At 66.3% G+C, this 25,396-nt stretch carries 29 protein-coding genes; 10 read left to right on the top strand and 19 right to left on the bottom strand.

Annotated features, from left to right (window positions below; translation table 11 throughout):
* Window positions 1–63: 63 nt before the first annotated feature.
* Together AC1ROX_RS14340 and AC1ROX_RS14335 are read right to left on the bottom strand one after the other, a co-directional pair.
* Entirely contained in the window at window positions 64–873 is an 810-nt protein-coding gene (locus AC1ROX_RS14340) for an ABC transporter substrate-binding protein (RefSeq protein WP_493126613.1), read from the bottom strand.
* Between the two features lie 25 nt (window positions 874–898).
* A complete protein-coding gene (locus AC1ROX_RS14335; RefSeq protein WP_493126612.1) occupies window positions 899–1,663 on the bottom strand; it encodes an amino acid ABC transporter ATP-binding protein in 765 nt (254 codons plus the stop codon).
* 116 nt (window positions 1,664–1,779) lie between these two features.
* Between AC1ROX_RS14335 and AC1ROX_RS14330 the strand changes: the two genes are divergently transcribed.
* Both AC1ROX_RS14330 and AC1ROX_RS14325 read left to right on the top strand, forming a co-directional pair.
* Entirely contained in the window at window positions 1,780–2,658 is an 879-nt protein-coding gene (locus AC1ROX_RS14330; RefSeq protein WP_493126611.1) for a LysR family transcriptional regulator, read from the top strand.
* Window positions 2,659–2,661: 3 nt separating this feature from the next.
* Entirely contained in the window at window positions 2,662–3,927 is a 1,266-nt protein-coding gene (locus tag AC1ROX_RS14325; RefSeq protein WP_493126610.1) for a M28 family peptidase, read from the top strand.
* 14 nt (window positions 3,928–3,941) lie between these two features.
* Here AC1ROX_RS14325 and AC1ROX_RS14320 read toward each other — a convergent pair whose 3' ends face one another.
* Complete coding sequence (locus AC1ROX_RS14320) at window positions 3,942–4,835, bottom strand: LysR family transcriptional regulator (protein WP_493126609.1); 894 nt, start codon at window positions 4,833–4,835, stop codon at window positions 3,942–3,944.
* Window positions 4,836–4,926: 91 nt separating this feature from the next.
* On the opposite strand from AC1ROX_RS14320, the gene AC1ROX_RS14315 reads away from it, so the two are divergent.
* Both AC1ROX_RS14315 and wrbA read left to right on the top strand, forming a co-directional pair.
* Window positions 4,927–5,796, top strand: a complete 870-nt coding sequence (locus AC1ROX_RS14315; protein ID WP_493126608.1) for a pirin family protein — start codon at window positions 4,927–4,929, stop codon at window positions 5,794–5,796.
* Between the two features lie 49 nt (window positions 5,797–5,845).
* On the top strand, window positions 5,846–6,445 hold the full coding sequence (gene wrbA / locus AC1ROX_RS14310; RefSeq protein ID WP_493126607.1) for an NAD(P)H:quinone oxidoreductase: 600 nt from the start codon (window positions 5,846–5,848) through the stop codon (window positions 6,443–6,445).
* On the opposite strand, the gene AC1ROX_RS14305 is transcribed toward wrbA, so the two are convergent.
* From AC1ROX_RS14305 to AC1ROX_RS14295, 3 genes are read right to left on the bottom strand one after another with little or no spacing between them, the layout of a single operon-like run.
* Complete coding sequence (locus AC1ROX_RS14305; RefSeq protein WP_493126606.1) at window positions 6,446–7,975, bottom strand: MFS transporter; 1,530 nt, start codon at window positions 7,973–7,975, stop codon at window positions 6,446–6,448. It lies immediately after the preceding gene.
* Window positions 7,976–7,993: 18 nt separating this feature from the next.
* Entirely contained in the window at window positions 7,994–8,473 is a 480-nt protein-coding gene (locus AC1ROX_RS14300) for a GNAT family N-acetyltransferase (RefSeq protein WP_493126738.1), read from the bottom strand.
* Window positions 8,470–9,609, bottom strand: coding sequence for an alpha/beta fold hydrolase (locus AC1ROX_RS14295; RefSeq protein ID WP_493126605.1), 1,140 nt, complete (start codon window positions 9,607–9,609; stop codon window positions 8,470–8,472). The genes AC1ROX_RS14300 and AC1ROX_RS14295 overlap by 4 nt, the downstream gene beginning before the upstream one ends.
* Before the next feature lie 67 nt (window positions 9,610–9,676).
* Here AC1ROX_RS14295 and AC1ROX_RS14290 point away from each other — a divergent pair, with 67 nt between their 5' ends.
* Window positions 9,677–10,099 (top strand): VOC family protein, encoded by a 423-nt coding sequence (locus AC1ROX_RS14290; protein ID WP_493126604.1) that lies wholly within the window; start codon window positions 9,677–9,679, stop codon window positions 10,097–10,099.
* On the opposite strand, the gene AC1ROX_RS14285 is transcribed toward AC1ROX_RS14290, so the two are convergent.
* Window positions 10,100–10,414 (bottom strand): hypothetical protein, encoded by a 315-nt coding sequence (locus AC1ROX_RS14285; RefSeq protein ID WP_493126603.1) that lies wholly within the window; start codon window positions 10,412–10,414, stop codon window positions 10,100–10,102.
* A 121-nt stretch (window positions 10,415–10,535) separates the two neighbouring features.
* Here AC1ROX_RS14285 and AC1ROX_RS14280 point away from each other — a divergent pair, with 121 nt between their 5' ends.
* Both AC1ROX_RS14280 and AC1ROX_RS14275 read left to right on the top strand, forming a co-directional pair.
* Complete coding sequence (locus tag AC1ROX_RS14280) at window positions 10,536–10,901, top strand: ArsR/SmtB family transcription factor (RefSeq protein ID WP_493126602.1); 366 nt, start codon at window positions 10,536–10,538, stop codon at window positions 10,899–10,901.
* On the top strand, window positions 10,898–11,449 hold the full coding sequence (locus tag AC1ROX_RS14275) for an SRPBCC family protein (protein WP_493126601.1): 552 nt from the start codon (window positions 10,898–10,900) through the stop codon (window positions 11,447–11,449). The genes AC1ROX_RS14280 and AC1ROX_RS14275 overlap by 4 nt, the downstream gene beginning before the upstream one ends.
* Here the strand turns inward: AC1ROX_RS14275 and AC1ROX_RS14270 are convergent, their stop codons facing one another.
* The 4 genes from AC1ROX_RS14270 to AC1ROX_RS14255 form a co-directional block, all read right to left on the bottom strand.
* Entirely contained in the window at window positions 11,450–11,833 is a 384-nt protein-coding gene (locus tag AC1ROX_RS14270) for a hypothetical protein (RefSeq protein WP_493126600.1), read from the bottom strand. It abuts the gene before it with no gap.
* Window positions 11,834–11,958: 125 nt separating this feature from the next.
* On the bottom strand, window positions 11,959–13,125 hold the full coding sequence (locus AC1ROX_RS14265; RefSeq protein WP_493126599.1) for an acyl-CoA dehydrogenase family protein: 1,167 nt from the start codon (window positions 13,123–13,125) through the stop codon (window positions 11,959–11,961).
* Window positions 13,126–13,156: 31 nt separating this feature from the next.
* Entirely contained in the window at window positions 13,157–13,951 is a 795-nt protein-coding gene (pcaD, locus tag AC1ROX_RS14260) for a 3-oxoadipate enol-lactonase (RefSeq protein WP_493126598.1), read from the bottom strand.
* A 66-nt stretch (window positions 13,952–14,017) separates the two neighbouring features.
* Window positions 14,018–14,788, bottom strand: coding sequence for a glucose 1-dehydrogenase (locus AC1ROX_RS14255; RefSeq protein WP_493126597.1), 771 nt, complete (start codon window positions 14,786–14,788; stop codon window positions 14,018–14,020).
* Between the two features lie 223 nt (window positions 14,789–15,011).
* Here AC1ROX_RS14255 and AC1ROX_RS14250 point away from each other — a divergent pair, with 223 nt between their 5' ends.
* Window positions 15,012–15,611, top strand: coding sequence for a hypothetical protein (locus AC1ROX_RS14250; RefSeq protein WP_493126596.1), 600 nt, complete (start codon window positions 15,012–15,014; stop codon window positions 15,609–15,611).
* A gap of 25 nt (window positions 15,612–15,636) precedes the next feature.
* On the opposite strand, the gene AC1ROX_RS14245 is transcribed toward AC1ROX_RS14250, so the two are convergent.
* The 5 genes from AC1ROX_RS14245 to AC1ROX_RS14225 all read right to left on the bottom strand — a co-directional run bounded on the left by AC1ROX_RS14245 (window position 15,637) and on the right by AC1ROX_RS14225 (window position 20,488).
* A complete protein-coding gene (locus AC1ROX_RS14245) occupies window positions 15,637–16,563 on the bottom strand; it encodes a DMT family transporter (protein WP_493126595.1) in 927 nt (308 codons plus the stop codon).
* Window positions 16,564–16,633: 70 nt separating this feature from the next.
* A complete protein-coding gene (locus tag AC1ROX_RS14240) occupies window positions 16,634–17,785 on the bottom strand; it encodes an ABC transporter permease (RefSeq protein WP_493126594.1) in 1,152 nt (383 codons plus the stop codon).
* Window positions 17,786–17,917: 132 nt separating this feature from the next.
* Window positions 17,918–18,844, bottom strand: a complete 927-nt coding sequence (locus tag AC1ROX_RS14235) for an ABC transporter ATP-binding protein (RefSeq protein WP_493126593.1) — start codon at window positions 18,842–18,844, stop codon at window positions 17,918–17,920.
* Window positions 18,845–18,854: 10 nt separating this feature from the next.
* Window positions 18,855–19,856: an HlyD family secretion protein gene (locus AC1ROX_RS14230; RefSeq protein ID WP_493126592.1), complete on the bottom strand. Its 1,002-nt coding sequence runs from the start codon at window positions 19,854–19,856 to the stop codon at window positions 18,855–18,857.
* Window positions 19,853–20,488: a TetR/AcrR family transcriptional regulator gene (locus AC1ROX_RS14225; protein ID WP_493126591.1), complete on the bottom strand. Its 636-nt coding sequence runs from the start codon at window positions 20,486–20,488 to the stop codon at window positions 19,853–19,855. The genes AC1ROX_RS14230 and AC1ROX_RS14225 overlap by 4 nt, the downstream gene beginning before the upstream one ends.
* An 86-nt stretch (window positions 20,489–20,574) precedes the next feature.
* Here AC1ROX_RS14225 and AC1ROX_RS14220 point away from each other — a divergent pair, with 86 nt between their 5' ends.
* A complete protein-coding gene (locus AC1ROX_RS14220; RefSeq protein ID WP_493126590.1) occupies window positions 20,575–21,180 on the top strand; it encodes a VOC family protein in 606 nt (201 codons plus the stop codon).
* A gap of 51 nt (window positions 21,181–21,231) precedes the next feature.
* On the opposite strand, the gene AC1ROX_RS14215 is transcribed toward AC1ROX_RS14220, so the two are convergent.
* Together AC1ROX_RS14215 and AC1ROX_RS14210 are read right to left on the bottom strand one after the other, a co-directional pair.
* On the bottom strand, window positions 21,232–21,600 hold the full coding sequence (locus tag AC1ROX_RS14215; RefSeq protein WP_493126589.1) for a YidH family protein: 369 nt from the start codon (window positions 21,598–21,600) through the stop codon (window positions 21,232–21,234).
* A gap of 75 nt (window positions 21,601–21,675) precedes the next feature.
* Window positions 21,676–22,899 (bottom strand): acyl-CoA dehydrogenase family protein, encoded by a 1,224-nt coding sequence (locus AC1ROX_RS14210; RefSeq protein ID WP_493126588.1) that lies wholly within the window; start codon window positions 22,897–22,899, stop codon window positions 21,676–21,678.
* A 110-nt stretch (window positions 22,900–23,009) separates the two neighbouring features.
* On the opposite strand from AC1ROX_RS14210, the gene AC1ROX_RS14205 reads away from it, so the two are divergent.
* The gene (locus tag AC1ROX_RS14205; protein WP_493126587.1) at window positions 23,010–24,107 is read left to right on the top strand and encodes a mandelate racemase/muconate lactonizing enzyme family protein; all 1,098 of its coding nucleotides are present in this window, start codon (window positions 23,010–23,012) and stop codon (window positions 24,105–24,107) included.
* Here the strand turns inward: AC1ROX_RS14205 and oxlT are convergent.
* On the bottom strand, window positions 24,104–25,354 hold the full coding sequence (oxlT, locus tag AC1ROX_RS14200) for an oxalate/formate MFS antiporter (protein WP_493126737.1): 1,251 nt from the start codon (window positions 25,352–25,354) through the stop codon (window positions 24,104–24,106). The two genes, AC1ROX_RS14205 and oxlT, sit on opposite strands and share 4 nt — an antisense overlap.
* Window positions 25,355–25,396: the final 42 nt, after the last annotated feature.

The following is a 25,396-nucleotide window of genomic DNA, read 5'->3' as shown; positions in this document are numbered from 1 at the left end:
CGCGCCACTCCAGTGGCGCTCTCCCTCTTGATGAGCGCCACTGGAGTGGCGCGCTCCGAAGAGCTACGGCGCCACGATCGGGTCGAGCTTGTGCTTCTTGGCGTACTTCAGCAGCCTTCCGTCGAGCTTGATCGTGTCGACGAACAGGTTGACGTAATTCAGCCAGATCTGGTCGCCCTGCGGCACCACATAGGCGTAGGGCGTGATGGCGAGCTTCTCGTTGGGCAGGATGTAGGTGGCCCAGTCGAACTCGTCGGTCACTTTGATGGCGGTCGGGAAGTCGGTGATGATGACGTCGACCCTCTGCGCGACCAGCTCGGCCTCGCGCGTGTTGGGCGGCGCCACCGACACGACCTCGGCGTTCTTCACGTAGCCCTTCATGAAGGGCTCCATGTAGCTGCCCAGAGAGACGGCAGCCTTCACGCCCTTCTGGTCGATGTCCTTCCACTCCTTGATCTTGCTGTCCTTGCGCGTGACCGCGTAGAGGTTGGTCAGCAGGTAGGGCTTGGAGAACTCGACGGCCTGGCCGCGCTTCATGGTGGCGCCGACACCGAACATGCCGATCTCGCACTTGCCGGCCTGCAGGTCGGCGATGAAGGAGCCGAAGCTCGACTCGACGATCTCGAGCTTGGCGTCGAGCTCCTTGGCGAATTCCTTCGCGAGGTCGGCGTCGATGCCCTCGATCTCGCCCGTCTTGGAATTGCGGAACGAGATCGAATAGTAGAGCGGGAACTGGCAGACCCGGAGCTTCTTGCTCTTGGTCACCTCGTAGAGACGCGACTGCGTCTGCTGCGCTTGCGCGCCCGTGATCGAAAACGCACCGATCGTGCCCGCCAGCGCGAGCGCTCCCAATATCCTTGCTACACCCATCATCGGTCTCCCTTGTTGACCTTCCCCGTCACTCATCCGCGAACTGCTGCAGGAAGCGCTGGGCGCGCTCCGTCTGCGGCGCGTCGAAGAACGCAGACCCCGGCGCCGCCTCGACGATCTCGCCGCGGTCCATGAACACGGTGCGTGTGCCGACATGGCGCGCAAAGCCCATCTCGTGCGTAACCACCAGCATGGTCATGCCCTCGCGCGCGAGCTGGCGCATGACGGCCAGCACCTCGCGGCGCAGCTCGGGGTCGAGCGCGCTGGTTGCCTCATCGAACAGCAGGACCTTGGGCGACATGGCCAAGGCGCGGGCAATCGCCACGCGCTGCTGCTGGCCGCCCGACAGGCGTGCGGGATAGGCGTCGCGCTTTTCGAACAGGTCGACCTTTTTCAGCAGCGACTCGGCGATAGCGACGGCCTTGTCCCGGGGCATCTTCTTCACGCGGATCGGCGCTTCGATCAGGTTCTGCAGCACCGACATGTGCGGCCACAGATTGAAGTGCTGGAAGACCATGCCGATCTCGGAGCGCACGTCGCGAGCCGCCGCCTTCACCTGCTTGTTCGGCAACGGCGTCGAAATCGGCACGCCCTCCATCACGACCTTGCCCTCGCTCGGCTCTTCGAGCAGCGCGAGGCAGCGCAGCAAGGTGGTCTTGCCCGAGCCCGAAGGGCCCACGACGCAGACCACGTCGCGCTCCAGGACTTCCAGCGTCACGCGGGTCAGCACCTGGTTGGCGCCAAAGCGCTTGGTGATGCCGTCCGCGAGGATGAGGGGGCTCGTGCTGCTCATGTCACTCCATAAGCAATTCCTATGCCGCTCCATTGAAGACTGCCGGATCGGCAGGGGTTTTGCTAGTAGAGGCCGGGAGAATTGCCAAAATGACCAATAACGGCTGTTTATAGAGTATGGACGTAAAGCTCCTCGAAGCCTTCCGGGCGGTGGTCGATCACCGCTCCATGACCGCCGCCGCGGGCGCCATGGGCGTGACCCAGCCCGCGGTCAGCACCCAGATCGCCCGCCTCGAAGAGACGGTGGGCTTCCCCCTGTTCGAGCGGGCCAACGGCCGGCTGAAGCCGACGGCCGAGGGCGTGCTGTTCTATGCCGAAGCAAGCCGCGTGCTGGGTGAGGTCGACCGGCTGCAGGCCGCGACGGCGCAGATCCGCGAGGGCCAATCGGGCCGGCTGGTGATCGCCAGCCATCCCTCGGCGGCCATCTCCCTGTTGCCCAACCTCGTGGCGCAATTCCTGGCCGAGCGGCCGGGTGTCTCGGTGCGGCTGATCTCGCGCCATTCCGACGTGGTGAGCCAGCTCCTGCCGACGGAGAGCTTCGACATCGGCATCGCCGAGCTGCCGATCGACGAGAGCCAGGTCGAGGTCCGGCGCTACGGCATGCGCTGCGTCGCCATCCTGCCGCCCCGCCATGCGCTCGCTTCGCGCAAGCTGCTGACGCCGGATCTCCTGGGCCCGCATCCGATGGTGATGCCGGCGCGATCTCACCAGGTGCCCAATCGTATCCGCGGCGTCTTCTCGGCGGCGGGCGTCACGATCAATTCCGTCGTCGAGGCGGAGTTCTTCGCCAGCCTCTGCGGTCTCGTGGCAGCGGGCACCGGCTGGTCGATCGTCGATCCGCTGTCGGCCCGCAGCTTCGAGCATCTCGGTCTCGTGACACGGCCCTTCGAGCCGGCCGTCACCTACGAGATCGGCGCCTTCCATCGCCGCGACCGCGAGCCCTCGCTGCTCGCGACCGCCTTCCTCGACATGCTCGACGACAAGTTGAAAGGGTAAATCATGCGTCTCGACGCCAACCTGATGGGCCGCCTCGCGGCCGACGAGGCGCTGTGGCGCGACTTCAACGACATCTGCGATTGCGGTGGTCGTCTGTCGGGCACGGAGAGCGAAAAGAAGGCGTTCGCGTTGCTGCGCGAGCGGGTGCGTGCGGCGTCACCGGCCAATTCCGGCCGCTCGATCCCGGTGCCCTACAATGGCTGGCAGGCGAAGTCGGCGACGCTCAAGATGCCGGGCGGTGCCTTCGCACCCTGTCATCCGCTGGTGCGCACCATCGCGACGCCCGGGCTGACCGCCGAGGTGATCGATCTCGGCCGCGGCACGCCCGATGAGTTCGAAGCGCACAAGGCGGAGATCGCCGGCCGCATCGTGCTGGTGCGGCACGAGCTGATGTTCGCCGCCGGCACGATCCATCGTCGCCGCAAGTACGACATGGCGCGCGCCAACGGCGCGGTCGGCTTCCTGATAGGCGGTCCCCTGGCCGGCCACGTGGTGGCGGGTTCTTCCGGCCGCGATTCGGGCGACGGCATTCCCGCACTCGGCATCTCACCGGAGACGGCCGCCAAGCTGGCGCGCTGCTCGACGGGCTTTCCGATGGTCACGATCGCCATCGAGACCGATGAGGGGCCGGCCGAGACCGAGACGCTGGTGTACGACTATCCCGGCCAGACCGACGAATGGGTCGTGCTGTCGGCGCATGTCGACGGCCACGACCTCGCCGAAAGCGCGATGGACAACGGCACCGGCCTCGCCGCCGTGCTGGCGGTGACGCGCGCGCTATCGCCTGAAGTCGCCAAGTGGCGGCGCGGCCTTCGTGTGATGTTCTTCAGCGTCGAGGAATGGGCGCTGACCGGCTCAGCGCAATATGTGAAGGCCTTGAGCGACGCCGAGCGAGGAAAGATCGCGCTCAACGTCAATCTCGACTCGGTGGCGGGCAGTCCGAATCTCGCCGCTCTTTCGAGTGGCTATGGCGGCGTCGAGCTATTCCTGCTGGGCGTGGCCGAAGCCAATGGCCAATCCTTGCGCACCGTGCGCCCGCTGATGACCAATTCCGACCACGCGAACTTTGCGGCGGGCGGTATTCCGGCGATCCGACTCGTGGCGGGTTTCGACGATCCCAACGCCCATCTGCGCGTCGTGCTGACACCCGCCGATACGCGGGACAAGGTAGCGCAAAGCGAACTGCGCCAGGCGACTCTGCTCACGGCGGCGTTGGTCGCTGCGGCCTGCAATGCCGATCCGGGCGAAGCTGCGAAGTGGCGGAGTTAAACCCAAACACCCCGTCACACCTGACTCTTGAACCGCTCGATCAGCCACTGCGCCGCCGGGCCGGGCGGGCTGTCGATGCGGTGCAGGACGCGTAGCGGGTAGATCGCGGCCCACCAGTCGGAGAGGGCGAGCTCGACCAGGCGGCCGGCCTCGATGTCGCCCTTCACCATCGGCGCCGGCATGCTGCCCCAGCCGACGCCGGCCAGCAGCAGCGCATGCTTGGCGCCAAGATCGGCCAGTCGCCAGGTCTTGGGGCCGACCACGCCGAAATCCTGGCCTTCGGTCAGCGTCGAACGATCGGTGAGGACGAGCTGGATATGCTCGCGCGCCGAGCCGCGTGCCTGACCGCCGAGACGGGCGAGGGGATGGAAGGGCGCGGCGACCGGCACGAGCCGCACGCCGCCGATGGCGATGCTCTCGGTCCCGTCCGCGGCAACGTTCGGTCCGCTGACGCCGATGTTCGCCGTGCCGTCGAGCACGAGCTGCGTGACGGCGCCCAGCGTCTCGACGTGGAGCCGCAGCTGCACGGTCGGGAAGGTCGTCTGGAAGCCCTGCAGCGCATCGACGAGTCGCGCGGTTGGCAGCATGACGTCGACGGCGAGTGAGACCTCGGCCTCCAGACCTTCGAGCAGGCCCTTCACCTTGGCGCGCAGCATGTCGACGCCGTGGGTCACGGCGCGGGCCTCGGCCAGTACCGCCCGGCCCGCCTGCGTCAGCTCGGGCTTGCGGGTGGCGACCCGGTCGAACAGGGGCAGGCCGAGCTGGGCCTCGAGATTGTCGATGGCGTAGGTGATCGCCGAGGTGGCGCGGTTCAGACGGCGTGCGGCGGCGGCAAAGCTGCCGGCATCGGCCACGGCGAGCAGGACCTGGAGCTGGGCGAAGGAGGGCGTGCCGGGTGTCGTAGACATTTCTAAAATACTGAAAAGATCATTCAATATTATACGGATTTTCAGGAATAGAGGCAGTCTCTACATAGCCGTCACAGCCAAGGAGACGGCCATGAACAGTAACAAGCGCCAGCTCATTTCCATCCATGACGCGTTCCGGACCCTCGAAGGCGACGGGTTCGAAGTGCGCCGGGCCATTCCGTCGAACGCCTACGAGGCGATCGGCCCGTTCATCTTCCTCGACCAGTTCGGCCCGATCGATGTCCGACCGGGCGAGGCCAAGGGCGCGTCGGCGCATCCGCACGCGGGCATCGAGACCCTGACCCTGCTGCTGGAAGGCAGCCAGACCCACAAGGACAGTCTCGGCAATGTCAGCAGTATGCGGCCGGGCGAGGTCCAGTGGATGCGCGCCGGTCGCGGCGTCGTCCACGACGAGAGCCCGGACGAGCAGCTCCGTCGCGAGGGCGGTCATGTCCACGGCGTCCAGCTCTGGATCAACATGCCCAAGGGCGGGAAGCATGCGGAACCGGCCTATCGCCATGTGGAGGCGTCGGAGATCCCGACGGTCACGGCGGACGAGGGACGCGTCGTGGCGCGGCTCGTGGCGGGCAGCCTGGGCGACCTCAAGGGACCGATCGCGACGTCGGGTGCGCCCTTCGTGGTGCACGCCTCGCTGAAGGACGGTGCCCGCGTCGAACTTCCGGCGGGCAGCCCAGCCGAACTCGGCGTCTATGTCATGGTCGGCGCGGTGCGCGTCGGCAACGACGAGCGGCGGATCGAGGCGGGCCAGCTCGCGCGGCTGACGTCGGGCGACGCCCTCGAGATCACGGCCGCCGCGGACAGCGAGATCCTGCTGGTCGGCGGCGACCCGCTCGATGCGCCGATTCTGCGCCACGGTCCCTTCGTGATGAATTCGATCGACGAGCTGGAACGGGCGGTCCGCGACTATCACGCCGGCCGCATGGGCCAGGTCCCCGCCTGAAACCTCTCTTCCCTCAACCCTCAACCTCAATCGACAACTGGAGACTGAAATGACCAAGGTTCTCGTTCTTTACTATTCGACCTACGGCCACATCGAGACGATGGCCGAAGCCGTCGCGGCCGGCGCCCGCGAGGCCGGCGCCCAGGTCGACATCAAGCGCGTGCCTGAGACCGTGCCGGAAGCGGTGGCCAAGGCCTCGCACTTCAAGCTCGACCAGAAGGCGCCGATCGCCAAGGTCGAGGATCTCGCCGACTACGACGCGGTGATCGTCGGCACCGGTACGCGCTTCGGTCGCATGTCCTCGCAGATGGCGAGCTTCCTCGACCAGGCCGGCGGCCTGTGGGCGAAGGGCGCGCTGAACGGCAAGGTCGGCGGTGCGTTCACCTCGACGGCGACCCAGCATGGCGGCCAGGAGACGACGCTCTTCTCCATCATCACCAACCTGCTGCACTTCGGCATGGTGGTGGTCGGCCTCGATTACGGTCACGCCGGCCAGATGACGATCGACGAGATCACCGGCGGCAGCCCCTACGGCGCCACCACGATCGCCGGCGGCACCGGCCAGCGCCAGCCCTCGGAGAACGAGCTGGTCGGCGCCCGCTACCAGGGTCGCAAGATCGCGGAGACGGCGAAGAAGCTCGCCGCCTGATCACTCCACGATCGGGCCTCTCGAACCGGCACCGGCGTCGCGTCCCGCGACGCCGCGTGGCCGGATCAGTGAGATCAGGCCGGCCACGGCGGCGCAGCACACGATCAGGATGATCACGTCACGGCCGGCGGCGACCAGCGTCGCCGTGGGCAGGCCCAGCGTGCTGCCGCTGCTGCCGCCGAGGGAAAGTGCCAGCACGGTCGAGGCGCCGGCGATGCCGGTGCTGACACCGAGGAAGCGCACGACGTTCAGCACGCTGCCCGCCTGGCCGGTCTCGCTCTCGGGAGCCGCGGACATGATGGCGCTGCTGTTGGGCGAGATGAACAGGCCTTGCCCGACACCGATCACGGCCAGCGACAGGGTGACGTGCCAGAGGTGCGCCGCGTTACCGTCGAGATAGAGATAGAGAAGCGCGAGGCCCGCGATGCAGATCAGCATGCCGACGCAGGTCGGAACGCGTGGGCCCAGCCGGTCGTAGAGCATGCCGCCCAAAGGCGCGACCAGGCCCAGCATCACCGGCAGGATCGACAGGCGAAGGCCCGCGGCGAGGGCGGAGTCGTCGTAGAGCCGCACCAGGGCGAAGGGGACGAGGAAGAAGACGCCGAACAGGACGGCATAGGACGCGAAGTTCGCCAGGTTGCCCAGCAGGAAGGCCGGCTTGGTGAGCAGGTGGAGATCGAGCAGCGGCGACGGCGAATGCCGCTCGGCCAGTACGAACAGGATCGCGCTGGTAATACCGACGGCGAGGCAGCCGAGCAGGATCGGCGAGGTCGGCCCGAGTGTATGCGCCTCGTTCAGGACGGCGATGAAGCCCGTCAGGGCCGGCGCGATCAGCAGGGCACCACGCCAGTCGAAGTGCTCGCCCTTGGGCAGCCGCTCGCTGCTCGGCAGGACGAACCAGCCGAGGATCGCGCCGGCAATGCCGATCGGCACGTTGATCCAGAAGGCCCAGTGCCAGCCCAAGGTATCGAGGACCAGGCCGCCGATCGCCGGGCCGGCGCCGAGGCCGATCGCCTGCGCCGCCGACTGCACGCCGAGGCCGCGGCCGCGCTCCTCCGGCCCCATGATCATGACGACGATGGCGACGCTGTTGGACGTGATCAGCGCGCCGCCGATCGCCTGCAGGACGCGGAAGAAGATCAGCCACGGCAGGCTCGTCGCATAGCCGCACAGGGCCGAGCCCGCGATGAACAGCAGGAAGCCCGCGATGTAGAGGAGCTTGCGGCCGAACAGGTCGGCCAGCCGCCCGAAGATCGGCATGAACGACGCCATGGCGAGCAGATAGGCGACGGCGATCCAGCTCACGCTGCTCAGGCGGGCGCCGAACTCGACCTCGAGCCGCGGCAGCAGCACCTGGGTCATGCTGGCATCGACCTGCCCCATGACGGCGCCGATGCAGACCGTGCCGACGACGAACCAGCGATACGATTTCAGGCGCGCGACCGCCTTCAGCGGCGGCGGTTCGCGCCCCTCGAAGGCGGCGGCCCGCAGTGCGCCGAGGGAGAAAGGGCCGGGAGAGGCATCGGTCACGGGGCGATGGTTACCGCGTCAGAGAGAGCGGGCAAGGTAACGAACGGACTTTGCGCCCCCGTGAATGGCGGCGTGGCCGACTTCGACGAAGCCAAGCGCTGCGTGAAAGGCATCCGAGGCCGGGTTGGGGGGATCGGAATTCACCTCGCAGACGATGCGGTCATGCCCCGCCTCTACGGCGACACGGAACAGGTCTTCGTAAAGGCGGTTCGCCAGGCCGCGCTTGCGCATCGCCGGATCGACGACGATGCGGTCGACATAGACGAAGCGCGGATAGCGTTCGCGGAACCAGAGATAGTTGGGGCTGTCGTAGTCGGCGCCCTGGTCGAAGGCCATGAGGAAGGCGGCGACGTTGCCCGCGCGGCGGGCGTAGAAGGCTTCCTTCAGGAGGTGCCGCAGCCTCGCCGCGTCGAGCCAGGACAGCTCGACGGCATGGTCGTTGTTGAGCGCGAGGAGGGCGGCCTCCTCGCCGGCTGAAACGCTGGCCAGTCCGGTCAGGCGTTCGTCTCCTTCAGGAACCTGATCAGCAGCCGGCTCACTTCGGCGGCCTGTTCCTGCTGCACCCAATGGCCGGCGCCCTCGACCATGTGGATCTCCTTCATGTTGGTGCAGACGCTTTTCTGCATCTTTGCGAGCGTGCCGGGCGACTGGTGGTTGCCCCAGTCGCTCTTGCCCGAGATGAAGGTCGAGGGTTGGTCGATGGTGCGGCCGGTGAAGATATCGAGTTCGGGTGACACCCTGCCGCTGGTGCGCGCGCGGTACCAGTTGAGGCCGCCCTGGAAGCCGTTGCGCTCGTATTCGCCGACATAGACCTTGAGCTCGTCGTCGGTGAGCCATTTGGCGGCCGCGATCTCGGCCGGGCTCGGCATCTCCTTGGCGACCGTCTCGGCCATGCCTTCGGCGAGATCCATGATGTAGTAGGTCGGCATCTTCGCCAGTTCTTCGGCGGTCCAGCCCTTCAGCTCGTGCGGCTTGTTCCCCTTCCAGTCGGCGCTCTTGTAGTGATAGTAGGCGCGCAGGAAATTGTGCAGACCCTGCCTGGCGTGCCACTGCTCCTCGTTGGCGCCGCGGGTCGACTGGTACCAGTGGTAATGCTTGCGCGGGCGCGGCAGCGCCGCCAACGCTGCATGGATGTCGGGTGCCGCCGGCGCGGGCTTGCCGTCGGTATCGAACGGCACCGCCGTCGGGCCGGCGAACGGCGCGCTCATCAACACCATGCGCTTGAAGATGTCGGGTCGCGCCAGTGAGGCGTGGGACGCGACCGCGGAGCCGAAATCGTGGCCGACGGCAGCCTCGGCCGTGCGGTGCCCCAGCGCATAGAGCACGCCGATCGCCTCGCGCAGCAGGTTGGTATAGCGGAAGCCGGACTGGTCGGCGTCGAAGTCGGCGTCCCAGCCGGTCGTGCGGCCGTAGCCGCGCAGGTCGGGCGCGATGGCGTGGTAGCCCGCTTCGGCCAGCGCCGGCAGCACCTTGCGCCAGCTATAGGCGATCTCGGGGAAGCCGTGAAACAGCATCACCGCGGGGGCCTTCTTGTCGAAGCCCGCCTCCAGGATATGGATATCGAGGCCGTTGATGCCGGGGAGGATGCGGGCGCGGACGCCGGCGGGGAGGACAGAGGCGGATAGCGGTTGCATGCAACGAGCCTACGCTGCCCTCGGTTAGAATGTCAGGTGTTTTGATCCGCTCTGCGAAGGAGGATTCATGCAGCAGCAACAAATCTCGGTCGTCACGCTGGGCATCGCCGATGTCGCGCGCTCGAAGCGGTTCTATGCCGAAGGCTTCGGCTGGAAGCCAGTCTTCGAGGCCGAGGGCATCGTCTTCTATCAGATGAATGGGCTGATGCTGGGCACGTGGCTCGCTTCGGCGTTGGACGAAGACTCACGTCGCACCAGTCGAACGCCGGGCGCTTTCAGCGTGGCGCACAACGTCGCGAGCAAGGAGGCGGTGCAGCCGCTGATCGACAGGCTGGCATCGGCCGGCGGCAGTGTCCTGCGGCCGGCCGATGCGCCGCCTCATGGCGGCTTCCGTGGCTATGTCGCCGATCCCGATGGCCATGCCTGGGAGATCGCCTGGAATCCCGCCTGGCCGATCGACGCCGAGGGTCGCGTCACCTTCGGCATCTGATCACTGTTGATGCGCGACCTCCCGGTAGCCGGCCTGTTTGTCTTCAATGCACTGGCGGAAACCCGCAGTCTGTGGATTGAGGCCATAGGACAGACAGGCGTCGCGGCCCGACAGCAACTCGCCACGATCGTAGGCGCGCGCGGTGTCGTTGACGCAGAGGTTGAAGGCGCTGGTGTTCGGCTTGATGTGCTTGCCGAGGCAGGCCTGCTCGGCCACGGCGAGCGCATGACCCGATTGGGCCTGCACCGACGGCGCGAAAAGCGCTGCAGCTGCGGCAGTACCGACGGCGATGAAGATCGTGTTGAGGCGATTCATGGCATCCTCCGTTGCTCCTGGAAAAACGCCTCCCGGCAAGCGGGAGTTGCCGGAAATGACGGTCGGTAATCATTCAACTATATGGTTGAACGAGACCAGGTAATGAGATATATTCAACCACATGGTTGAATTAAGAACCGATGGCCTGGACCGTGTCTTCCATGCCCTTGCAGATCCCACCCGCCGGGCAATGCTGCGGCGTCTGGCCGGCGGCGAGCACAGCGTGGGCGAACTCGCCGAACCCTTCGACATGTCCTTCGCCGCCGCCGCCAAGCACGTGAAGGTGCTGGAGGGGGCGGGGCTGCTGAAACGCACGGTCGAAGGACGCACCCATCGCTGCCGTATCGAGGCCGGCCCGCTCGCCGAGGCCGACCGGTGGATAGCCTACTACCAGCGCTTCTGGACCGGGCGTCTCGATGCCCTCGAAGCGGCGCTGCTGCGTCACAAACGAAATAAACGAAACGAACCCACCAGGAGCCGCAAATGACCGCCAGGAACTACGGCCGCATCATCGCGCCTGCCGAAGTCCACTTCGAACGACTGCTGCCCGGCCCGATCGAAACCGTCTGGGCCTTTCTCACCGACTCCGAGAAACGCGGGGAGTGGCTGGCGTCCGGGCCGATGGATCTCAAAGTCGGCGGCAAGGCGAATTTCACCTTTCGTCATGCCGAGTTGTCGCCCCACAAGGTGCCGGCGCCAGCCAAGTACAAGAACCTCGACAAGGAGGCTCCGACCAGCGAGCACACCATCACCCGCATCGATGCGCCTCACATGTTGGCCTTCACCTGGCCGCCGGACTCGGAAGTCACCTTTGAGCTGAAGCCACAGGGCTCTAAGGTTCTGCTAACCGTCACTCACCGCAAGCTCGGCAGCCGCGACGAGATGGTGATGGTCAGCGGCGGTTGGCATACCCATCTCGAAATTCTGGTCGAGCGGGCCAACGGTCGAACACCGCCGGCTTTCTGGGCGGTGTTCGGAGATATCGAGGGCGAGTACGAGAAGCTCTATCCCCACGCTTTGACTACTGGGCCGTGACTACTGCTCGGCGATGTCCTTGCCGTACTGCGGCTCGTCGGTGAAGACGAGCAGGCGGCGGGCATGGGTCTCGCGCTCCATGCAGCTCTTGTAGCCGGACGTGGCCGGCGACAGGCCGTATTCCAGGCAGGAGTCACGCGCATCGGCGGTTACCCGCGCCATCGTGTAGGCGATCTCGGGCTTGCCCCATTCGAGCGCCCGCGTTGCCTGCGACAGGCAGTATTCATAGCCCTCGGTCTTCGAGGTGATGCCCTGTTCCCGGCAGATGCGCTCGGCTTGGCTCTGGGCCGACGCGGGCGGAATGGGCGGAGCGAGGGTCACGACGCCCGCCATGAGAAAGACGCTTCCCAGCGCCAGGCCGGCATGTAGCTGGTTGCGGGTCATGGGTGGCTCCAATTGAATTGGTTGCGATCAGGTATTGAAGGAACGCCCTGAATCGCCAAGGGGTTGCCAATACAAACGATACAATCGCTTGCAGTCGCCCCTTTCCCGCCTCAATTGGCCCAGAGCTAGTAGCTTTTCGGCAGTCCCAGAACCCGCTCGGCCACGTAGCAGAGGATGAGCTGCTCGCTCACCGGTGCGATGCGGGCGATCATGACTTCGCGCAGGAAGCGCTCGACATGGAACTCCTTGGCGTAACCGTAGCCGCCATGGGTCAGGATCGCGCGCTCGCAGGCATCGTAGGCCGAGCGCGCGCCGAGATACTTGGCCGAGTTGGCCTCGGCGCCGCACTCCTTGCCGTTGTCGTACAGCCAGGCCGCCTTGAAGGTCAGCAGGTTGGCCGCCTCGAGCTGCATCCAGCTCTCGGCCAGCGGGTGCTGGATCGCCTGGTTCTTGCCGATCGGCCGGCCGAACACGACCCGCTCCTTGGCGTACTGCGTCGCCTTGGCGAGCGCCACCTTGCCGATGCCGATCGCTTCGGCAGCGATCAGGATGCGCTCGGGGTTCAGCCCGTGCAGCAGGTAGTGGAAGCCCTTGCCTTCCTCGCCGATGCGATCCTCGAGCGGCACCTTCAGCCCGTCGATGAACACCTGGTTGGTGTCGATCGCCTTGCGGCCCATCTTGTCGATCTCGGTGATCTCGATCTTCGAGCGGTCGACGTCGGTGTAGAAGAGCGACAGCCCGTCGGTCGGCTTCTTGCACTTGTCCTTGGGCGTGGTGCGCGCGATCAGCAGCATCTTGTCGGCGACCGACGCTGTTGTGGTGAAGGTCTTCTTGCCGTGCACGACGTAGCCGTTGCCGTCGCGCTCGGCCTTGGTGTCGAGCGCGGTAGTGTTCAGGCCGGCATCCGGCTCGGTGACGGCGAAGCAGCCCTTCACCTTGCCCTGGATGATGTCGGGCAGAATGCGCTTCTTCTGCTCCTCGGTGCCGAACACCACGATCGGGTTGGGACCGAACACGTTGAGATGGATCGCCGAGGCGCCCTGCAGCGCCGCGCCCGATTCGGCCACCGCCTGCATCATGATCGCCGCCTCGGTGATGCCGAGGCCCGAGCCGCCATACTCCTCGGGCATGGCGATGCCCAGCCAGCCGGCATCGGCCATCGCGCGATAAAAGTCCTCCGGGAAGCCGCCGTCCTTGTCCTTCTTCAGCCAGTATTTGTCGTCGAACCCGGCGCAGAGCTTGGCGACGCTGTCCTTGATGGCGAGCTGGTCTTCGGAAAAAGCGAATTCCATGGCGGATCCTTACGCGCGGTGACGGCGATGGTTAGCGGTTGAGGCCGAGGAAGCTCATCATGAGCCGGTTGAACGGCTCGGGCCGCTCCACGTTGGGCAGGTGGCGCGCCTTGGCGATGTCCTCGTAGCGCGCGCCGGGAATCTTCGACGCGATGAGCTTGTTACGCTCGGGCGGTGTCGCTGGATCGTCGTCGCCGCAGATCACCAGGGTCGGGATCTTGATGGTCGGCAGGCGGTCGAGATAGTCGAAATTCTGGATGGCGGCGGCGCATCCCAGGAAGCCCACATCCGACGTGCCGCAGATCGTCGAATGGATCTCCTTCCAGCGCGCCGGATTGGCCTCCTTGAACTCCGAGGTGAACCACCGCTCCATGTTGCCGTCGGCCAGCGCCTTGACGCCGCCCTTGCGCACGGCCGCCTTGCGCTGGTCCCACTGGCCGGCCGAATCGTCTGGGGAAGACGGATGTGTGTCGCAAAGCGTCAGTGAGTTCAGACGCTCGGGGTATTTGAGCGCAAAGCCCTGGCCGATCATGCCGCCGATCGACAGGCCGATGTAATGGACCTTCCAGATGCCCAGCACGTCGAGCGCGCCTTTCACGTCGCCGGCCAACTCGTCCATCGTGTAGTCGCCTTCGACCGGCTGGCTGCCGCCGTGGCCGCGCATGTCGAGGCGCAGCACGCGATAGCCCGCGGCGAGCAACGGCACGAGCTGCTCGGTCCACATGCCGCCGTCGGCCGCCAGCGAATGGGTGAAGCAGACCGTCGGCGCATTCTGCGGCCCGGCCAGGTCGAAGTAGATCTTACGTCCGTCGAGATTGAGAAGCATGAGAGATCCTTCGCTTTGCTCCAGGGCGGGGCTACCCCGCCCGCGATGACAGGCGCGATGCGCCTGTCACATCGCCGAGATGCCGCCGTCGATGATCACTTCCGAGCCGGTCATGAAGCTCGATTCGTCGGAGGCAAGGAAGACCAGCGCCCAGCCCACTTCCTCAGGGCGCCCGAGGCGGCCGATCGGCACCTGCTTGCCGAGCTTCTGCTGCATCAGGTCCTGGCCGAAGCGGTCGCGATACTTGTCGAGGATCGGCGTGTCGATGAAGGTCGGGTGCACCGAGTTGCAGCGGATGTTGTAGCCCGACTTGGCGCAGTGCAGCGCGACCGACTTGCTGAGCAGGCGGACGCCGGCCTTGGCCGAGTTGTAGGCCGCCATGTTGGCGCCGGCGATGATGCCCGAGATCGACGAGATGTTGATCACCGAGCCGCCCAGCCGCGCCGTGTGCTTCTTGATCTCGGCGACACCGTGCTTGCAGCCCAGGAACACGCCGTCGAGGTCGATCGCGTGGACCTTGCGCCACTCCTCGAGCTCGATCTCCTCGACCGTCTTGCTGAGGCCGATGCCGGCGGAGTTCAGCAGCACGTGCAGCGCGCCGAACTTGGTCACGGTCTCCTGGATTACGGCCTTCCAGTTGTCCTCGCTGGTCACGTCGAGCTTCACGAAGTGGCCCGACGAGCCCAGCCGGTCGGCGACCGCCTTGCCGCGGTCGGCGGCGATGTCGGCCACGACGACCCTGGCGCCTTCCCTGGCCATCAGTTCGGCGGCATTGGCGCCGAGGCCCGAGGCGCCGCCGGTGATGAGCGCAACCTTGCCGGCCAGACGATCCGTCATGTTTTTCTCCTCCCGTCAGATGTCAAAGGTCTTGCCCCAGACGGCCACGCCCATCAAGGCGGCCCGGACCCTGCCGGGGATGGCGACGGGTTGCAGGGCGGAAATACCGGCGCGGCGCCCACCGTTTGAGGGCGGAAGGTCACCGGAGTTTCAGCGGTCCGAAACAATTGCTGCATCGCGTTGGGCGACAGTCGCGTCGAAGGCAGCAAGATCGGGGAGCGTAGTGGTCGCGGCGCGAAAGAAAGGCGTACAGTTTTTCAAGGTCGTCATTTTCGCCCTGCTCGCGCTGGACGTGGCCTTCTTCATGTGGGTCGGCACCCTGAACGAGGCGCTTGATCAGTGCGGTTGGCTGATCCTGCTGATCGTCTTCCTGTACGAGACGTCGGCACTCGACCAGGCCTACGCCTCGCGCTTCGAGAAATATGGGCTCTATGCCGCCCAGACCGTCGGCTACGGCCTGGCGATCTACACCTGCGCCGCCTACTGGGCCGAAGGCGACATGCTCAGCTTCGTCAATTCAGCCACATGGCTCGCGATCTGCGCCTCGATTGGCTACGACGTGTACGCGCCGGGCGAATATGGCGGGCTCGAATGGCGCATCCGCAACGCCGTGAAGGTCACCCTCTACGCCATCGTGGTCGCGTGCGCCGCCCTGTGGGCATGGGAGGGATTTCAGAGCGGCGACACCGATGACATGCTCAGCAGTTACGACGCCCTCCTCTGGATCGCCTGCTTCGCCGTCGTCGAGCAGCATGTGCTCGACTATGAAGCGGAGGAGGAAGAGGCGGAGGCGATGGTCGTGCCCTCGCCGAGGGTGGGCTGACCCCGACCTCGCCGGGGCGCCGCCGTCAGGCCTTCTTTCCGGCCGCGGCAGCCCCGGCTCTTGCCTCGCGGTGGGCGATGTAGGTTGTGGAGGCCACGATGATGGCTGCACCCACGAAGGTCCAGATATCCGAGGTCTTGCCCCACACCGCCACGTCCATCAGGGCGGCCCAGACGATGCCGAGGAAGGTGATCGACTGCAGGGCGGAAATGTCGAGCAGGCGGTAGGCCCAGGTGATGAAGAAGTAGCCCATCGTCCCGAAGAAGCCGGCCGCCAGGAACAGCAGGAGCTGGTCGAGGTTCGGCGTCTGCCAGAACCAGAGGCCGAGTGGCGTGAAGCAGATCGCGCCGATCACGCTCTGCCACAGCACGACGACGGCAGGCTTGTCGCGGCCCGACACGACCTTGGCCACCAAGTTGGAGCCGGCGATCAGCGGCACCGCGCAGAGCATCATGACGATGCCCGGGTTCACCGTGACCAGGCCCGGCCGGACGATGATCAGCATGCCGACAAAGCCGATGCCGACGGCGATCCAGCGCCGCCAGTGCACGGTCTCGCGCAGGAAGACCACGGCGCCGATCGTCACGAAGATCGGCCCGGTGAAGCCCAGCGCCGCCATGGTGGCGAGCGGCAGCCAGACGACGGCCTCGTACCACAGCGCATAGCCCGACGTGTGGAAGAGGCCGCGGAAACAATGGAGCTTCAGGTCCTGCGTCTTCATGCCGGCGAGGCCGGCGCGCCAGAAGAGATAGGGCGCGATCAGCGCGACGCCCGCGACCCAGCGCCCCCAGGCGACGTAGAGCGGCGGCATCTCGCTCGCCAGCTCCTTCACCGAAGCGTTCAGGAAGTTGAAGAAGATGCCCGAGACGACGGCCAGGAAGAAGCCACGCGCGGTGCGCGAGGGAATCAGGCGCGATAGCGTGTCGGTCGTGTCGATGGCGGGCGCAGACATGGCCCGGCAGAGGATGCCGGGACGCGAGTCGGGTCAAGCTACTGCTTTCGCAGGTCAGCCCCTCAAGGAACTAATCCAACGTCACCTTATATCGGCTGATCGCGACCAGCGAGACGATCAGCAGCATCGCCAGAAGGGCTGCCAGTTCCGTCGAGATGTCGTCGAAGCCGGCGCCCTTCAGCATGACGCCGCGCACCACGCGCATGAAATGCGTGGCGGGCAGGGCCTCGCCGATCCACTGCGCCCAGACCGGCATGCCGCGGAAGGGGAACATGAAGCCGGAGAGCAGGATCGAGGGCAGCATCATGAAGAACGAGGCCTGCATGGCCTGAAGCTGGTTCTGGGTCAGGGTCGAGATGGTGAAGCCGATGGCGAGGTTCACGGTGATGAACAGGGCCGTGCCGGTCGCCAGCAGGAACACGCTGCCCTGGATGGCGACGTCGAACAGCAGGCGCGCGACCAGCAGGATCACCGTCACCTGCACCGCGCCGATGACGATATAGGGCACGATCTTGCCGATCATGACCTCGATCGGCCGCACCGGCATGGCCAACAGGTTTTCCATGGTGCCGCGCTCGCGCTCGCGCGTGACGGCCAGCGCCGTCATCATCACCATGGTCATGGTCAGGATCACCGCCAGCAGGCCGGGCACGATGTTGAGCCGCGACTTGCCCTCGGGATTGTAGCGGCGTTGCACCACGATCTCGACGGAGTCGGGCTTGTCGCGCAGGCCGGCGAGCGGTCCGACGAAGTCGCGGGAGAGTGCCTGGGCGATGGAGGGGCCGGCTGCGGCCAGCGGATTGGCGGCGGCCATGGGATCGGTGGCGTCGGCGTCGATCAGGATCTGCGCACGCTCGCCGCGCACCAGGCGGCGCGTGAAGTCCGACGGGATGATGACCACGAACTGTACCTCGCCCTGCTTCAGCAGCGCGTTGGCTTCCTCCTCGGTCGAGGGATGGTGCGTGAAGCGCATGTAGCCGGTGTTGTTCAGCGCCGACAGCACGGTGCGCGTGATCTGGCTCTGGTCGGCGGCGATCACCGCGGTTGGCAGGCGATGCGGATCGGCATCGATCGCATAGCCGAACAGCAGGAGCTGCACGATCGGCATGGCGAACATCATGGCGAAGGTCAGCCGGTCGCGGCGAAGCTGCAGCACCTCCTTCACGATCATGGCGCGCAACCGCCGCAGGAAGCCGCGTCGAGAGGTGAGCCAGCGCATCATCGGCTGGCTCCTAAAAGCGAAAGGTCCCTCGCTGCGCTCGGGATGACAATATTGGTGGGATTTGCGCTACGCGCTGATCCGGAAACCGCTGTCATCCCGAGCGCAGCGAGGGACCTTTGCGTCTTACGCAGATCACGCACCCGGTGCATTGTCGCGCGCCCGTCCCATGAGGTGGATGAAGATGTCTTCGAGGGTCGGCTCGGCCTCCTGCCAGACGAGATTGGGATCGCTGCGATACGGCGCGATGGCCGCTTCGAGCGTGGCGCGGTCGGGGCCGCAGACATGGAGCGTCGTGCCGAAGGCCGCGGCAGCGCTGACGCCGGGCGCGTCACGCAGCTTTGCGGCCAGCCGGTCGGCGCCGGGACCGCTCGCGATGAAGGCGAAGAGGCCGGATTGCCGGATGATCTCCTCGGCCGTGCCGCGCGCCATCAGCTCGCCATAGGCGATGTAGGCGATCTCATGACAGCGCTCGGCCTCGTCCATGTAGTGGGTCGAGACCAGCACGGTGATGCCGTCGGCCGCGTAGGAATGGATCTCGTCCCAGAAGGCGCGGCGCGCCTTGGGATCGACGCCGGCGGTCGGCTCGTCGAGCAACAGCAGCTTGGGCTCGTGCAGCACGCAGGCGGCGAGCGCCAGCCGCTGCTTCCAGCCGCCCGAGAGCGAGCCCGCGAGCTGTCCCTGGCGTGTCGCGAGGCCGAGCCGCTCCAATGACTGGTCGACTCTCTCCTTCAGCCGGTCGAGGCCATAGACGCGGCCGACGAATTCGAGGTTCTCGCGGATCGTCAGATCCTCGTAGAGACCGAAGCGCTGCGTCATGTAGCCGGTCCGGCGCTTGATCGCCTCGCGCTCGCGCACGAGGTCATGGCCAAGGCAGGTGCCGCCGCCGCCGTCGGGAGTCAGCAGGCCGCAGATCATGCGCAAGGTCGTCGTCTTGCCCGAGCCGTTGGGACCGAGGAAGCCGCAGATACGACCTTGCTCGACGGCGAGGCTGAACTTGTCGACGACCGTGCGCGTGCCGTAGCGCTTCACCAGGTCGTGGACGTCGATTGCCAAGGTCATGGGAAGACCGTCACGGCGCGGACCCGAAGGGCTCGACCGAGACCGGCAGGCCCGGCGGCAGCGGCGTGCCCGCATTCAGCGGCCGCGCCTCGACCAGGAAGACGAGCTTGGTTCGTGCGCTCTGCGAGTAGATCACCGGCGGCGTGTATTCGGCGCGCGGCGAGACGTAGATGATCGTGGCCTTGAGTCCTGAGGGGCACGAATCGCAGGTGAAGGACACCTCGCGGCCAGTGCGGGCGCGCGCCACCTCCTCCTCCGGCACGAAGAAGCGCAGCTTCACGCGGAAGTCCGGCAGCAGCGACACGACGGGCGAGCCCGCCGGCACCCATTCGCCGACATTGAAGAAGGTGTTCTCGACCAGCGCATCCTCGGGCGCCACCGGCATCAGGTCCTCGAGCCGCTTCTTCGTCTGCGCAAGATTGGCCTGGCTCTGCTCGATCAGCGCGGCGGCGGCGGCGATCTCGCTCTGCCGCGCGGCGAGGTCGCCGACGCGCTCCTGCGCCGCCAGCGAGGCCGCACGCGACTTGAGCTGGCGCACCTGCGAATCGGCCTGCTCGAAGGCCTGGTGCGTGGAGATGTTGCGCGCCACCAGCTCGGTCTGCCGCTTCAGCTCGGTCTCGGCCTGCAGCAGCGCCGCCTCGATTTCGCGGCGCTGGGCGCGGATCACGTCCTGCTCTTCCTGCCGCTTGCCGGTCAGCATGTTCTCATGCCGCGCCTTGGCTTCCGCGAGCATCGCTTCTGCGCGCGCGACCTCGGCCTTCGCGGCCACGGGATCGATGACGAACAGCCGGTCGCCCTTTTTCACCCGGCCGCCGCGATCGACCGGTCGCTCGATCAGCCGGCCGGCGGTCGGCGGTGCGATCAGGCTGGTCTCGCCCTCGACATAGCCGAGGTAGCGGCCGTCGTCGGCGCCGATGCCGACCAGTGCGAGCAGGCGGTCGCCCCACACGACGTAGGAGACGAGCAGTGCGGCGGCGAGGGCGGCGACCACGAGGAGCGGTGTGCGTTTCATGTTGCCTCTCCGGCGATGGGCCGCAGGGCGTGGAGCATCAGGTCGGCGTGATGCCGCGCCAGGGCCTGGACATCGAGCTTCTCGGCTCCGATCGGCTCGAACACGGTTCGCCAGATGATGGCGAGCAGCATCGGCCCGATCATCGAGCGCACGGTCATGAAGCTGTCGACCGTGCGGAACTCGCCCTGCTCGATGCCGCGCTTCAGCAGCCCTTCCATCAGGGGCAGGCCGCGGCCGATCACCTCTTTCAGGTAGAACTGGCCGATCTCGGGGAAGGCGCGCGACTCGGAGATCACCAACTTGGCGACCGCCGCCATCGGCGTGTGCTCGATGCGGTTGGCCATGAATTCGAGGATGCGCGGCAGCAGCGGTGCGACCGGTCCGCGATGGCTGGCCAGCATCGCTTCCATCTGGCCGAGGTTGCTGGCGATCGCGTGCTGGACGACGCCTTTGAACAGCGCGGTCTTGTCCTCGAAGTAGAGGTAGATCGCCGCCTTGGAGAGACCGGCGCGTCGGGCCACGTCGTCGAGGCGCGTGCCGGCAAAGCCGGTCTCGACGAACTGGGCGAGGGCCGCGTCGATGATTTCCTGCGGCCGGGCGGCCGGCGCGCGACGCTGTTTTTGCGCTTTCATAAAACTAACTTACCGGTCAGTTAGTTGTTTGGCAAGGGGCTGTGGATTGTTGAAGAGAAGGCCTACACTCGGTTTTGGAGGTCGCCATGGACACAGTGATCGAGACCGCGTCGCGCCGCCGGGCGCTTTCGGAAGAGCCCGCCACGCCGATCCTGTTCGCGCACTTCGTGCTGCGCTCGTCGAACGTGCAGCCGATGATCGACTGGTACTCGGCCGTGTTGAACATGCACATCGTGCAGCGCACCGAATACATCTGCTTCCTGACCTACGACGACGAGCATCATCGCCTCGGCATCGTGAACCTGGCCGGGCTGAAGGCGCCCGACGCGAAGACTGCGGGCCTGGCACACGTCGCCTACACCTTCGCCGACATCGGCGCGCTGCTCTCGACCTACCGCCGCGTGAAGGCGCTGGGCATCGAGCCGTCGCGCTGCATCCATCACGGCCCGACCGTGTCGATCTACTATCGCGATCCCGACGGCAACGGTGTGGAGCTCCAGGTCGACCGTTACGCGACGAAGGAGGCGACGGCGGCCTACTTCCAGACCGAGGCGTTCCGGAAGAACCCGATCGGCATCGCCTTCGATCCGGAGGCGCTGGTGAAGGCTTACGAAGCCGGCGCCCGGGAGAGTGAACTGCTCGACATGCCCGACGGTCCGCCCGCCGCGCCGCAATCGGGCAGGCCCCGATAACCGAAATAAACGAAATAAACGAAACAAATGAAACGGAGGGAGGGGGTCCCTCTAAAAAAGCCAAATGAGCGCCGAGCCGCCCATCAGGCCGATCACGACGGCCGTGCCGATCATGACCCTGACGGCCGGGCGGTAACTTTCGTCGTCGATCGTCTTGCCGACGCGGAGATAGTGCCAGGTCGCGCCGACCAGCATGGCGATGCCCAGCATCACCAGGCCGATGCCGAGCTTCTCGACGTGGCGGTTGGCGAGATTGCGCACTTCCGGCACGACCTGATGCATCTCCATCAGGAAGAGGGCGAAGCGGTTGATGGCGACGCCCAGCGTCATCACCGCGATCGCCGTCCGGATCCAGGCGAGGAACGTGCGCTCGTTGGCCAGGTGATCGGTGACGTGCGGGTTCTTCTTCGGACTGTCCACGACGTATCTCCTGTGCGCCAAAGAAAAAGGCGCGATCCCGGGGGATCGCGCCTCGTTCCGTCCCGGTTGGGGACCTCAGTTGTACTTGGCGATCTCGAGACGGCCAACCTGGTCGCGATGGACCTCGTCCGGGCCGTCGGCCAGGCGCAGGGTGCGCTGGTGGGCGTACATGCTGGCCAGCTTGAACACCTGGCTGACGCCGCCGGCGCCATGCAGCTGCAGGCAGCGGTCGACCACCTTCGAGGTGATGTTCGGCACCGCCACCTTGATCATCGCGATCTGCTGGCGGGCTTCCTTGTTGCCGTACTTGTCCATCGCCCAGGCGGCCTTGAGGACCAGCAGGCGGGCCATGTCGATCTCCATGCGCATGTCGGCGACATGGGCCTTGGTAACGCCCATCTCGGAGATCTTCTGGCCGAACGCCGTGCGGCTCTTGGCGCGCTTGATCGCCATTTCGAGCGCCCGCTCGGCGACGCCGATGGCACGCATGCAGTGATGGATGCGGCCCGGTCCGAGGCGGCCCTGGGCGATCTCGAAGCCACGGCCCTCACCCAACAGGATCGCCGACTTCGGCACGCGGACGTTGTCGTAGACCACTTCGGCGTGGCCGTGCGGCGCGTCGTCGTAGCCGAACACGTGGAGCATCTTCACGATCTTGATGCCGGCCGTGTCGCGCGGCACGACGATCATCGACTGCTGGCGGTAGGCCGGCGCGCTGGGATCGCTCTTGCCCATCAGGATGATGACCTTGCAGCGCGGGTCGCCCATGCCCGACGACCACCACTTGCGGCCGTTGATGACATAGTCGTTGCCGTCGCTCTCGATGCGGCACTCGACGTTGCGCGCGTCCGACGAGGCGACCGCCGGCTCGGTCATGGCGAAGCAGGAGCGGATCTCGCCGTTCAGCAGCGGCTTCAGCCACTTCTCCTTGTGCTCTGCCGTGCCGTAGCGGGCGAACACTTCCATGTTGCCGGTGTCCGGCGCCGAGCAGTTGACCGACTCCGAGGCGATCGACGAGCGGCCGAGCACTTCGCAGATCGGCGCGTAGTCGAGGTTGGAGAGGCCCATCGTGCCGTGCGTGTCGCCGCTGTCGCGGTCGGCCGGCAGGAACATGTTCCACAGGCCGCGCTTCTTCGCCTCGGCCTTGCATTCCTCGATGATCGGCGGGAGCTGCCAGCGATCCTTGGCCTTCTCCATCTGCTCTTCGTAGATGGGCTCGGCCGGATAGATGACCTCGTCCATGAATTTGTTCAGCTTCTCGAGCAGCGCCTTGCTGCGATCCGAGTATTCGAAATCCATCGCTCTCTCCCTTTGTGCTGCGGCGGACTCTGGCCGAAAATGGGCGCAATGTGAACGGGCATTCAGGTCGCATTCCGGTTTCGGATTGCGGTCGCGGGAGAGGAAGTCGAATGAAAATCGCAAGCTTTGAAGCCATCGCGCTCCAGGTCCCCGAGGACGACCCGCTGGCCAACATGCCGGAGGAAGCCGGCCGCACCCGGCCCGCGGTGGCGCTGCGCCTGCGCACCGACGACGGCATCGAGGGGATCGCCGTAACCCTCTATGGCGGCAAGATGAGCCGCAGCCTGCACGCCGCCGTCGAGGAACTCTCGGCGCTGACGGTGGGCGAGGATCCGATGCGGATCGAGCACATCGTCGCGAAGCTGCGCAAGGCGGCGGGCGACAGCGGTCCGGCCGGCATCTTCACGCTCGCTCTGTCGGCGATCGACACGGCGCTATGGGACATCAAGGGCAAGGCACTCGACCAGCCGCTGTGGAAGCTGCTGGGCGGCCATCGCGACCGCATCGCGACCTACGCCTCGGGCTCGCTGCGGCGCGGCCTCACCGACAAGCAGGCGCAGCAAGCGGCGCGCACCTTGCTGCAGAAGGGCTTCCGCGAGATGAAGACCCAGATGGCGCTTCCCGGCGCGCCGACGCCTGCCGAGGAAGTACGCCGCGTGCGCGTGGTGCGCGATGCGATCGGTCCGGACGTGAAGCTGATGTGCGACATCAACCAGCGTTGGCGGCCCGAGCAGGCGATCGACATCGGCTCCCGCGTCGAGGAGGCCGGCGTCGGCCTGTTCTGGCTGGAGGACGTGACGGCGGCCGACGACTTCGCCGGCCTCGCACGGGTCACGGCGGCGCTGAAGACGCCGATCGCCGGCGGCGAATATGTCTGGGGCATCGTGCCCTTCCGCCACATGATCGAGGCGCGCTCGGTCGACATCGTCATGATCGACCTCGCGAGGGTCGGCGGCGTCACCCAATGGATGAAGGTCGCGGCGATGGCCGAGGCCTTCAACCTACCGGTCGTCAGCCACGTCATGCCCGAGGTGCTGCTGCACATGGTAGCGGCCTGCCCTAACGGCCTCACCGTCGAATACATGCCGTGGATGGTCGCGCTCTACGAGGAAACGCCTGCCATCGAAAACGGCGAACTTGTCCTGCCTCAGAAGCCGGGCCTCGGCCTCAAGTTCGACGAGAAGGCATTGGCGAGCTTCAGGGCTTAGTGAGGCCGCGACGGCAGCCGTAGCGGCTTCAGGACGGCTAAAGCAAGGAAGGCGGCGACGATGTTGAACAGCGCCGCCGCCAGGAAGACGTCGTGCCAGCTCCCGGTCTTGGCGACCCAGAAGCTTGCAAGGGGGATCAGCAGCGAGGCCACGCCCTTGGCCGTGTAGAGGAGGGCAGCGTTCGTCGTCGCGTACTTGGTGCCGAACGTGTCGGTGCAGATCGTCGGGAACAGGCTCGCCGTTTCGCCCCAGGCGAAGAAGGCGAGGCCGCCCAGGATCACGAACAGAAGCGGGTCGTGACCGTAGACCCACAGCGCCCAGATGCCGGCGCCTTCCAGCAGGAAGGCGATGAACAGCGTGTTCTCGCGGCCGATATGGTCGGAGACCCAGCCGCAGAACGGTCGTGTCACGCCGTTCATGACGCGGTCCAGGGTGATGGCGAAGGTGAGGGCGGGCAGGGTGAGGCCGAGCAGGTCGACCGGCACGTTCGCGACCTTGAAGTCGCGCGCGATCGGCGCGATCTGCGCCGTCGCCATGAGCCCACCCGAATAGACCAGGATGAACATGACGTAGAGCAGCCAGAAGACCTTGGACCGCAGCATCTCGAACGGTCCGAAGTCGCGCGCGGATTGGACCAGGCGAGAGGGTGTCGCCACCGTATGCCCGCCGGGCGGAGGGCGCAGCGCCCAGGCCGTGACGACCACGATCAGGCCTTGCGCCAGCCCGAACCAGAGGAAGGCCGTCTCATAGCCGCGTGAGGCGATCACGTCCTGGATCGGGATGATGCTCAGCGCCGAGCCCGCGCCGAACCCCGCGACGGTGAGGCCGGCTGCGAGGCCACGGCGGTCGGGGAACCAGCGCACGGCATTGCCGACGCAGGTCCCGTAGACCGCGCCCGCGCCCACGCCACCCAGTGCGGCGCCGAGGTAGAGCAGGAAGAGCGAATCGGCCACGGAGTTGAGCGACCAGGCCGTGGCCACCAGCACGCCGCCCGCGAACACCACATACTTGGGACCGAAGCGATCGACGACCCAGCCTTCGAAGGGCACCAGCCAAGTCTCGGCGATGACGAAGATCGCGAAGGCGGTCTGGATGCTGCCGAGGCTCCAGCCGTACTTCTCGTTGAGCGGATGGACGAACAGCGTCCAGCCATATTGCAGGTTGGCGACCGCGACCATGCAGAGCAGGCCGGCGCACAATTGCACCCAGCGGCTTGCAGGCGATGCTGGCACCGATTCCGGCCCCAATTCTGGCAGCGACGAATTGCTGAGCGACACTCTCGAAACGCT

The sequence above is a fragment of the Reyranella sp. GW821-FHT14A01 genome (genome assembly GCF_058803965.1).
The sequence above is the reverse complement of the archived record's forward strand: the minus strand, read 5'-3'. Positions and strand labels throughout refer to the sequence as shown.

What these genes read in the sequence shown, in the direction of transcription:
- AC1ROX_RS14340 (WP_493126613.1), bottom strand. Translation starts at nt 873, where the DNA reads ATGATGGGTGTAGCAAGGATATTGGGAGCGCTCGCGCTGGCGGGCACG.
- AC1ROX_RS14335 (WP_493126612.1), bottom strand. Translation starts at nt 1,663, where the DNA reads ATGAGCAGCACGAGCCCCCTCATCCTCGCGGACGGCATCACCAAGCGC.
- AC1ROX_RS14330 (WP_493126611.1), top strand. Translation starts at nt 1,780, where the DNA reads ATGGACGTAAAGCTCCTCGAAGCCTTCCGGGCGGTGGTCGATCACCGC.
- AC1ROX_RS14325 (WP_493126610.1), top strand. Translation starts at nt 2,662, where the DNA reads ATGCGTCTCGACGCCAACCTGATGGGCCGCCTCGCGGCCGACGAGGCG.
- AC1ROX_RS14320 (WP_493126609.1), bottom strand. Translation starts at nt 4,835, where the DNA reads ATGTCTACGACACCCGGCACGCCCTCCTTCGCCCAGCTCCAGGTCCTG.
- AC1ROX_RS14315 (WP_493126608.1), top strand. Translation starts at nt 4,927, where the DNA reads ATGAACAGTAACAAGCGCCAGCTCATTTCCATCCATGACGCGTTCCGG.
- wrbA (WP_493126607.1), top strand. Translation starts at nt 5,846, where the DNA reads ATGACCAAGGTTCTCGTTCTTTACTATTCGACCTACGGCCACATCGAG.
- AC1ROX_RS14295 (WP_493126605.1), bottom strand. Translation starts at nt 9,609, where the DNA reads ATGCAACCGCTATCCGCCTCTGTCCTCCCCGCCGGCGTCCGCGCCCGC.
- AC1ROX_RS14290 (WP_493126604.1), top strand. Translation starts at nt 9,677, where the DNA reads ATGCAGCAGCAACAAATCTCGGTCGTCACGCTGGGCATCGCCGATGTC.
- AC1ROX_RS14285 (WP_493126603.1), bottom strand. Translation starts at nt 10,414, where the DNA reads ATGAATCGCCTCAACACGATCTTCATCGCCGTCGGTACTGCCGCAGCT.
- AC1ROX_RS14280 (WP_493126602.1), top strand. Translation starts at nt 10,536, where the DNA reads ATGGTTGAATTAAGAACCGATGGCCTGGACCGTGTCTTCCATGCCCTT.
- AC1ROX_RS14275 (WP_493126601.1), top strand. Translation starts at nt 10,898, where the DNA reads ATGACCGCCAGGAACTACGGCCGCATCATCGCGCCTGCCGAAGTCCAC.
- AC1ROX_RS14270 (WP_493126600.1), bottom strand. Translation starts at nt 11,833, where the DNA reads ATGACCCGCAACCAGCTACATGCCGGCCTGGCGCTGGGAAGCGTCTTT.
- AC1ROX_RS14265 (WP_493126599.1), bottom strand. Translation starts at nt 13,125, where the DNA reads ATGGAATTCGCTTTTTCCGAAGACCAGCTCGCCATCAAGGACAGCGTC.
- pcaD (WP_493126598.1), bottom strand. Translation starts at nt 13,951, where the DNA reads ATGCTTCTCAATCTCGACGGACGTAAGATCTACTTCGACCTGGCCGGG.
- AC1ROX_RS14255 (WP_493126597.1), bottom strand. Translation starts at nt 14,788, where the DNA reads ATGACGGATCGTCTGGCCGGCAAGGTTGCGCTCATCACCGGCGGCGCC.
- AC1ROX_RS14245 (WP_493126595.1), bottom strand. Translation starts at nt 16,563, where the DNA reads ATGTCTGCGCCCGCCATCGACACGACCGACACGCTATCGCGCCTGATT.
- AC1ROX_RS14240 (WP_493126594.1), bottom strand. Translation starts at nt 17,785, where the DNA reads ATGATGCGCTGGCTCACCTCTCGACGCGGCTTCCTGCGGCGGTTGCGC.
- AC1ROX_RS14235 (WP_493126593.1), bottom strand. Translation starts at nt 18,844, where the DNA reads ATGACCTTGGCAATCGACGTCCACGACCTGGTGAAGCGCTACGGCACG.
- AC1ROX_RS14230 (WP_493126592.1), bottom strand. Translation starts at nt 19,856, where the DNA reads ATGAAACGCACACCGCTCCTCGTGGTCGCCGCCCTCGCCGCCGCACTG.
- AC1ROX_RS14225 (WP_493126591.1), bottom strand. Translation starts at nt 20,488, where the DNA reads ATGAAAGCGCAAAAACAGCGTCGCGCGCCGGCCGCCCGGCCGCAGGAA.
- AC1ROX_RS14220 (WP_493126590.1), top strand. Translation starts at nt 20,575, where the DNA reads ATGGACACAGTGATCGAGACCGCGTCGCGCCGCCGGGCGCTTTCGGAA.
- AC1ROX_RS14210 (WP_493126588.1), bottom strand. Translation starts at nt 22,899, where the DNA reads ATGGATTTCGAATACTCGGATCGCAGCAAGGCGCTGCTCGAGAAGCTG.
- AC1ROX_RS14205 (WP_493126587.1), top strand. Translation starts at nt 23,010, where the DNA reads ATGAAAATCGCAAGCTTTGAAGCCATCGCGCTCCAGGTCCCCGAGGAC.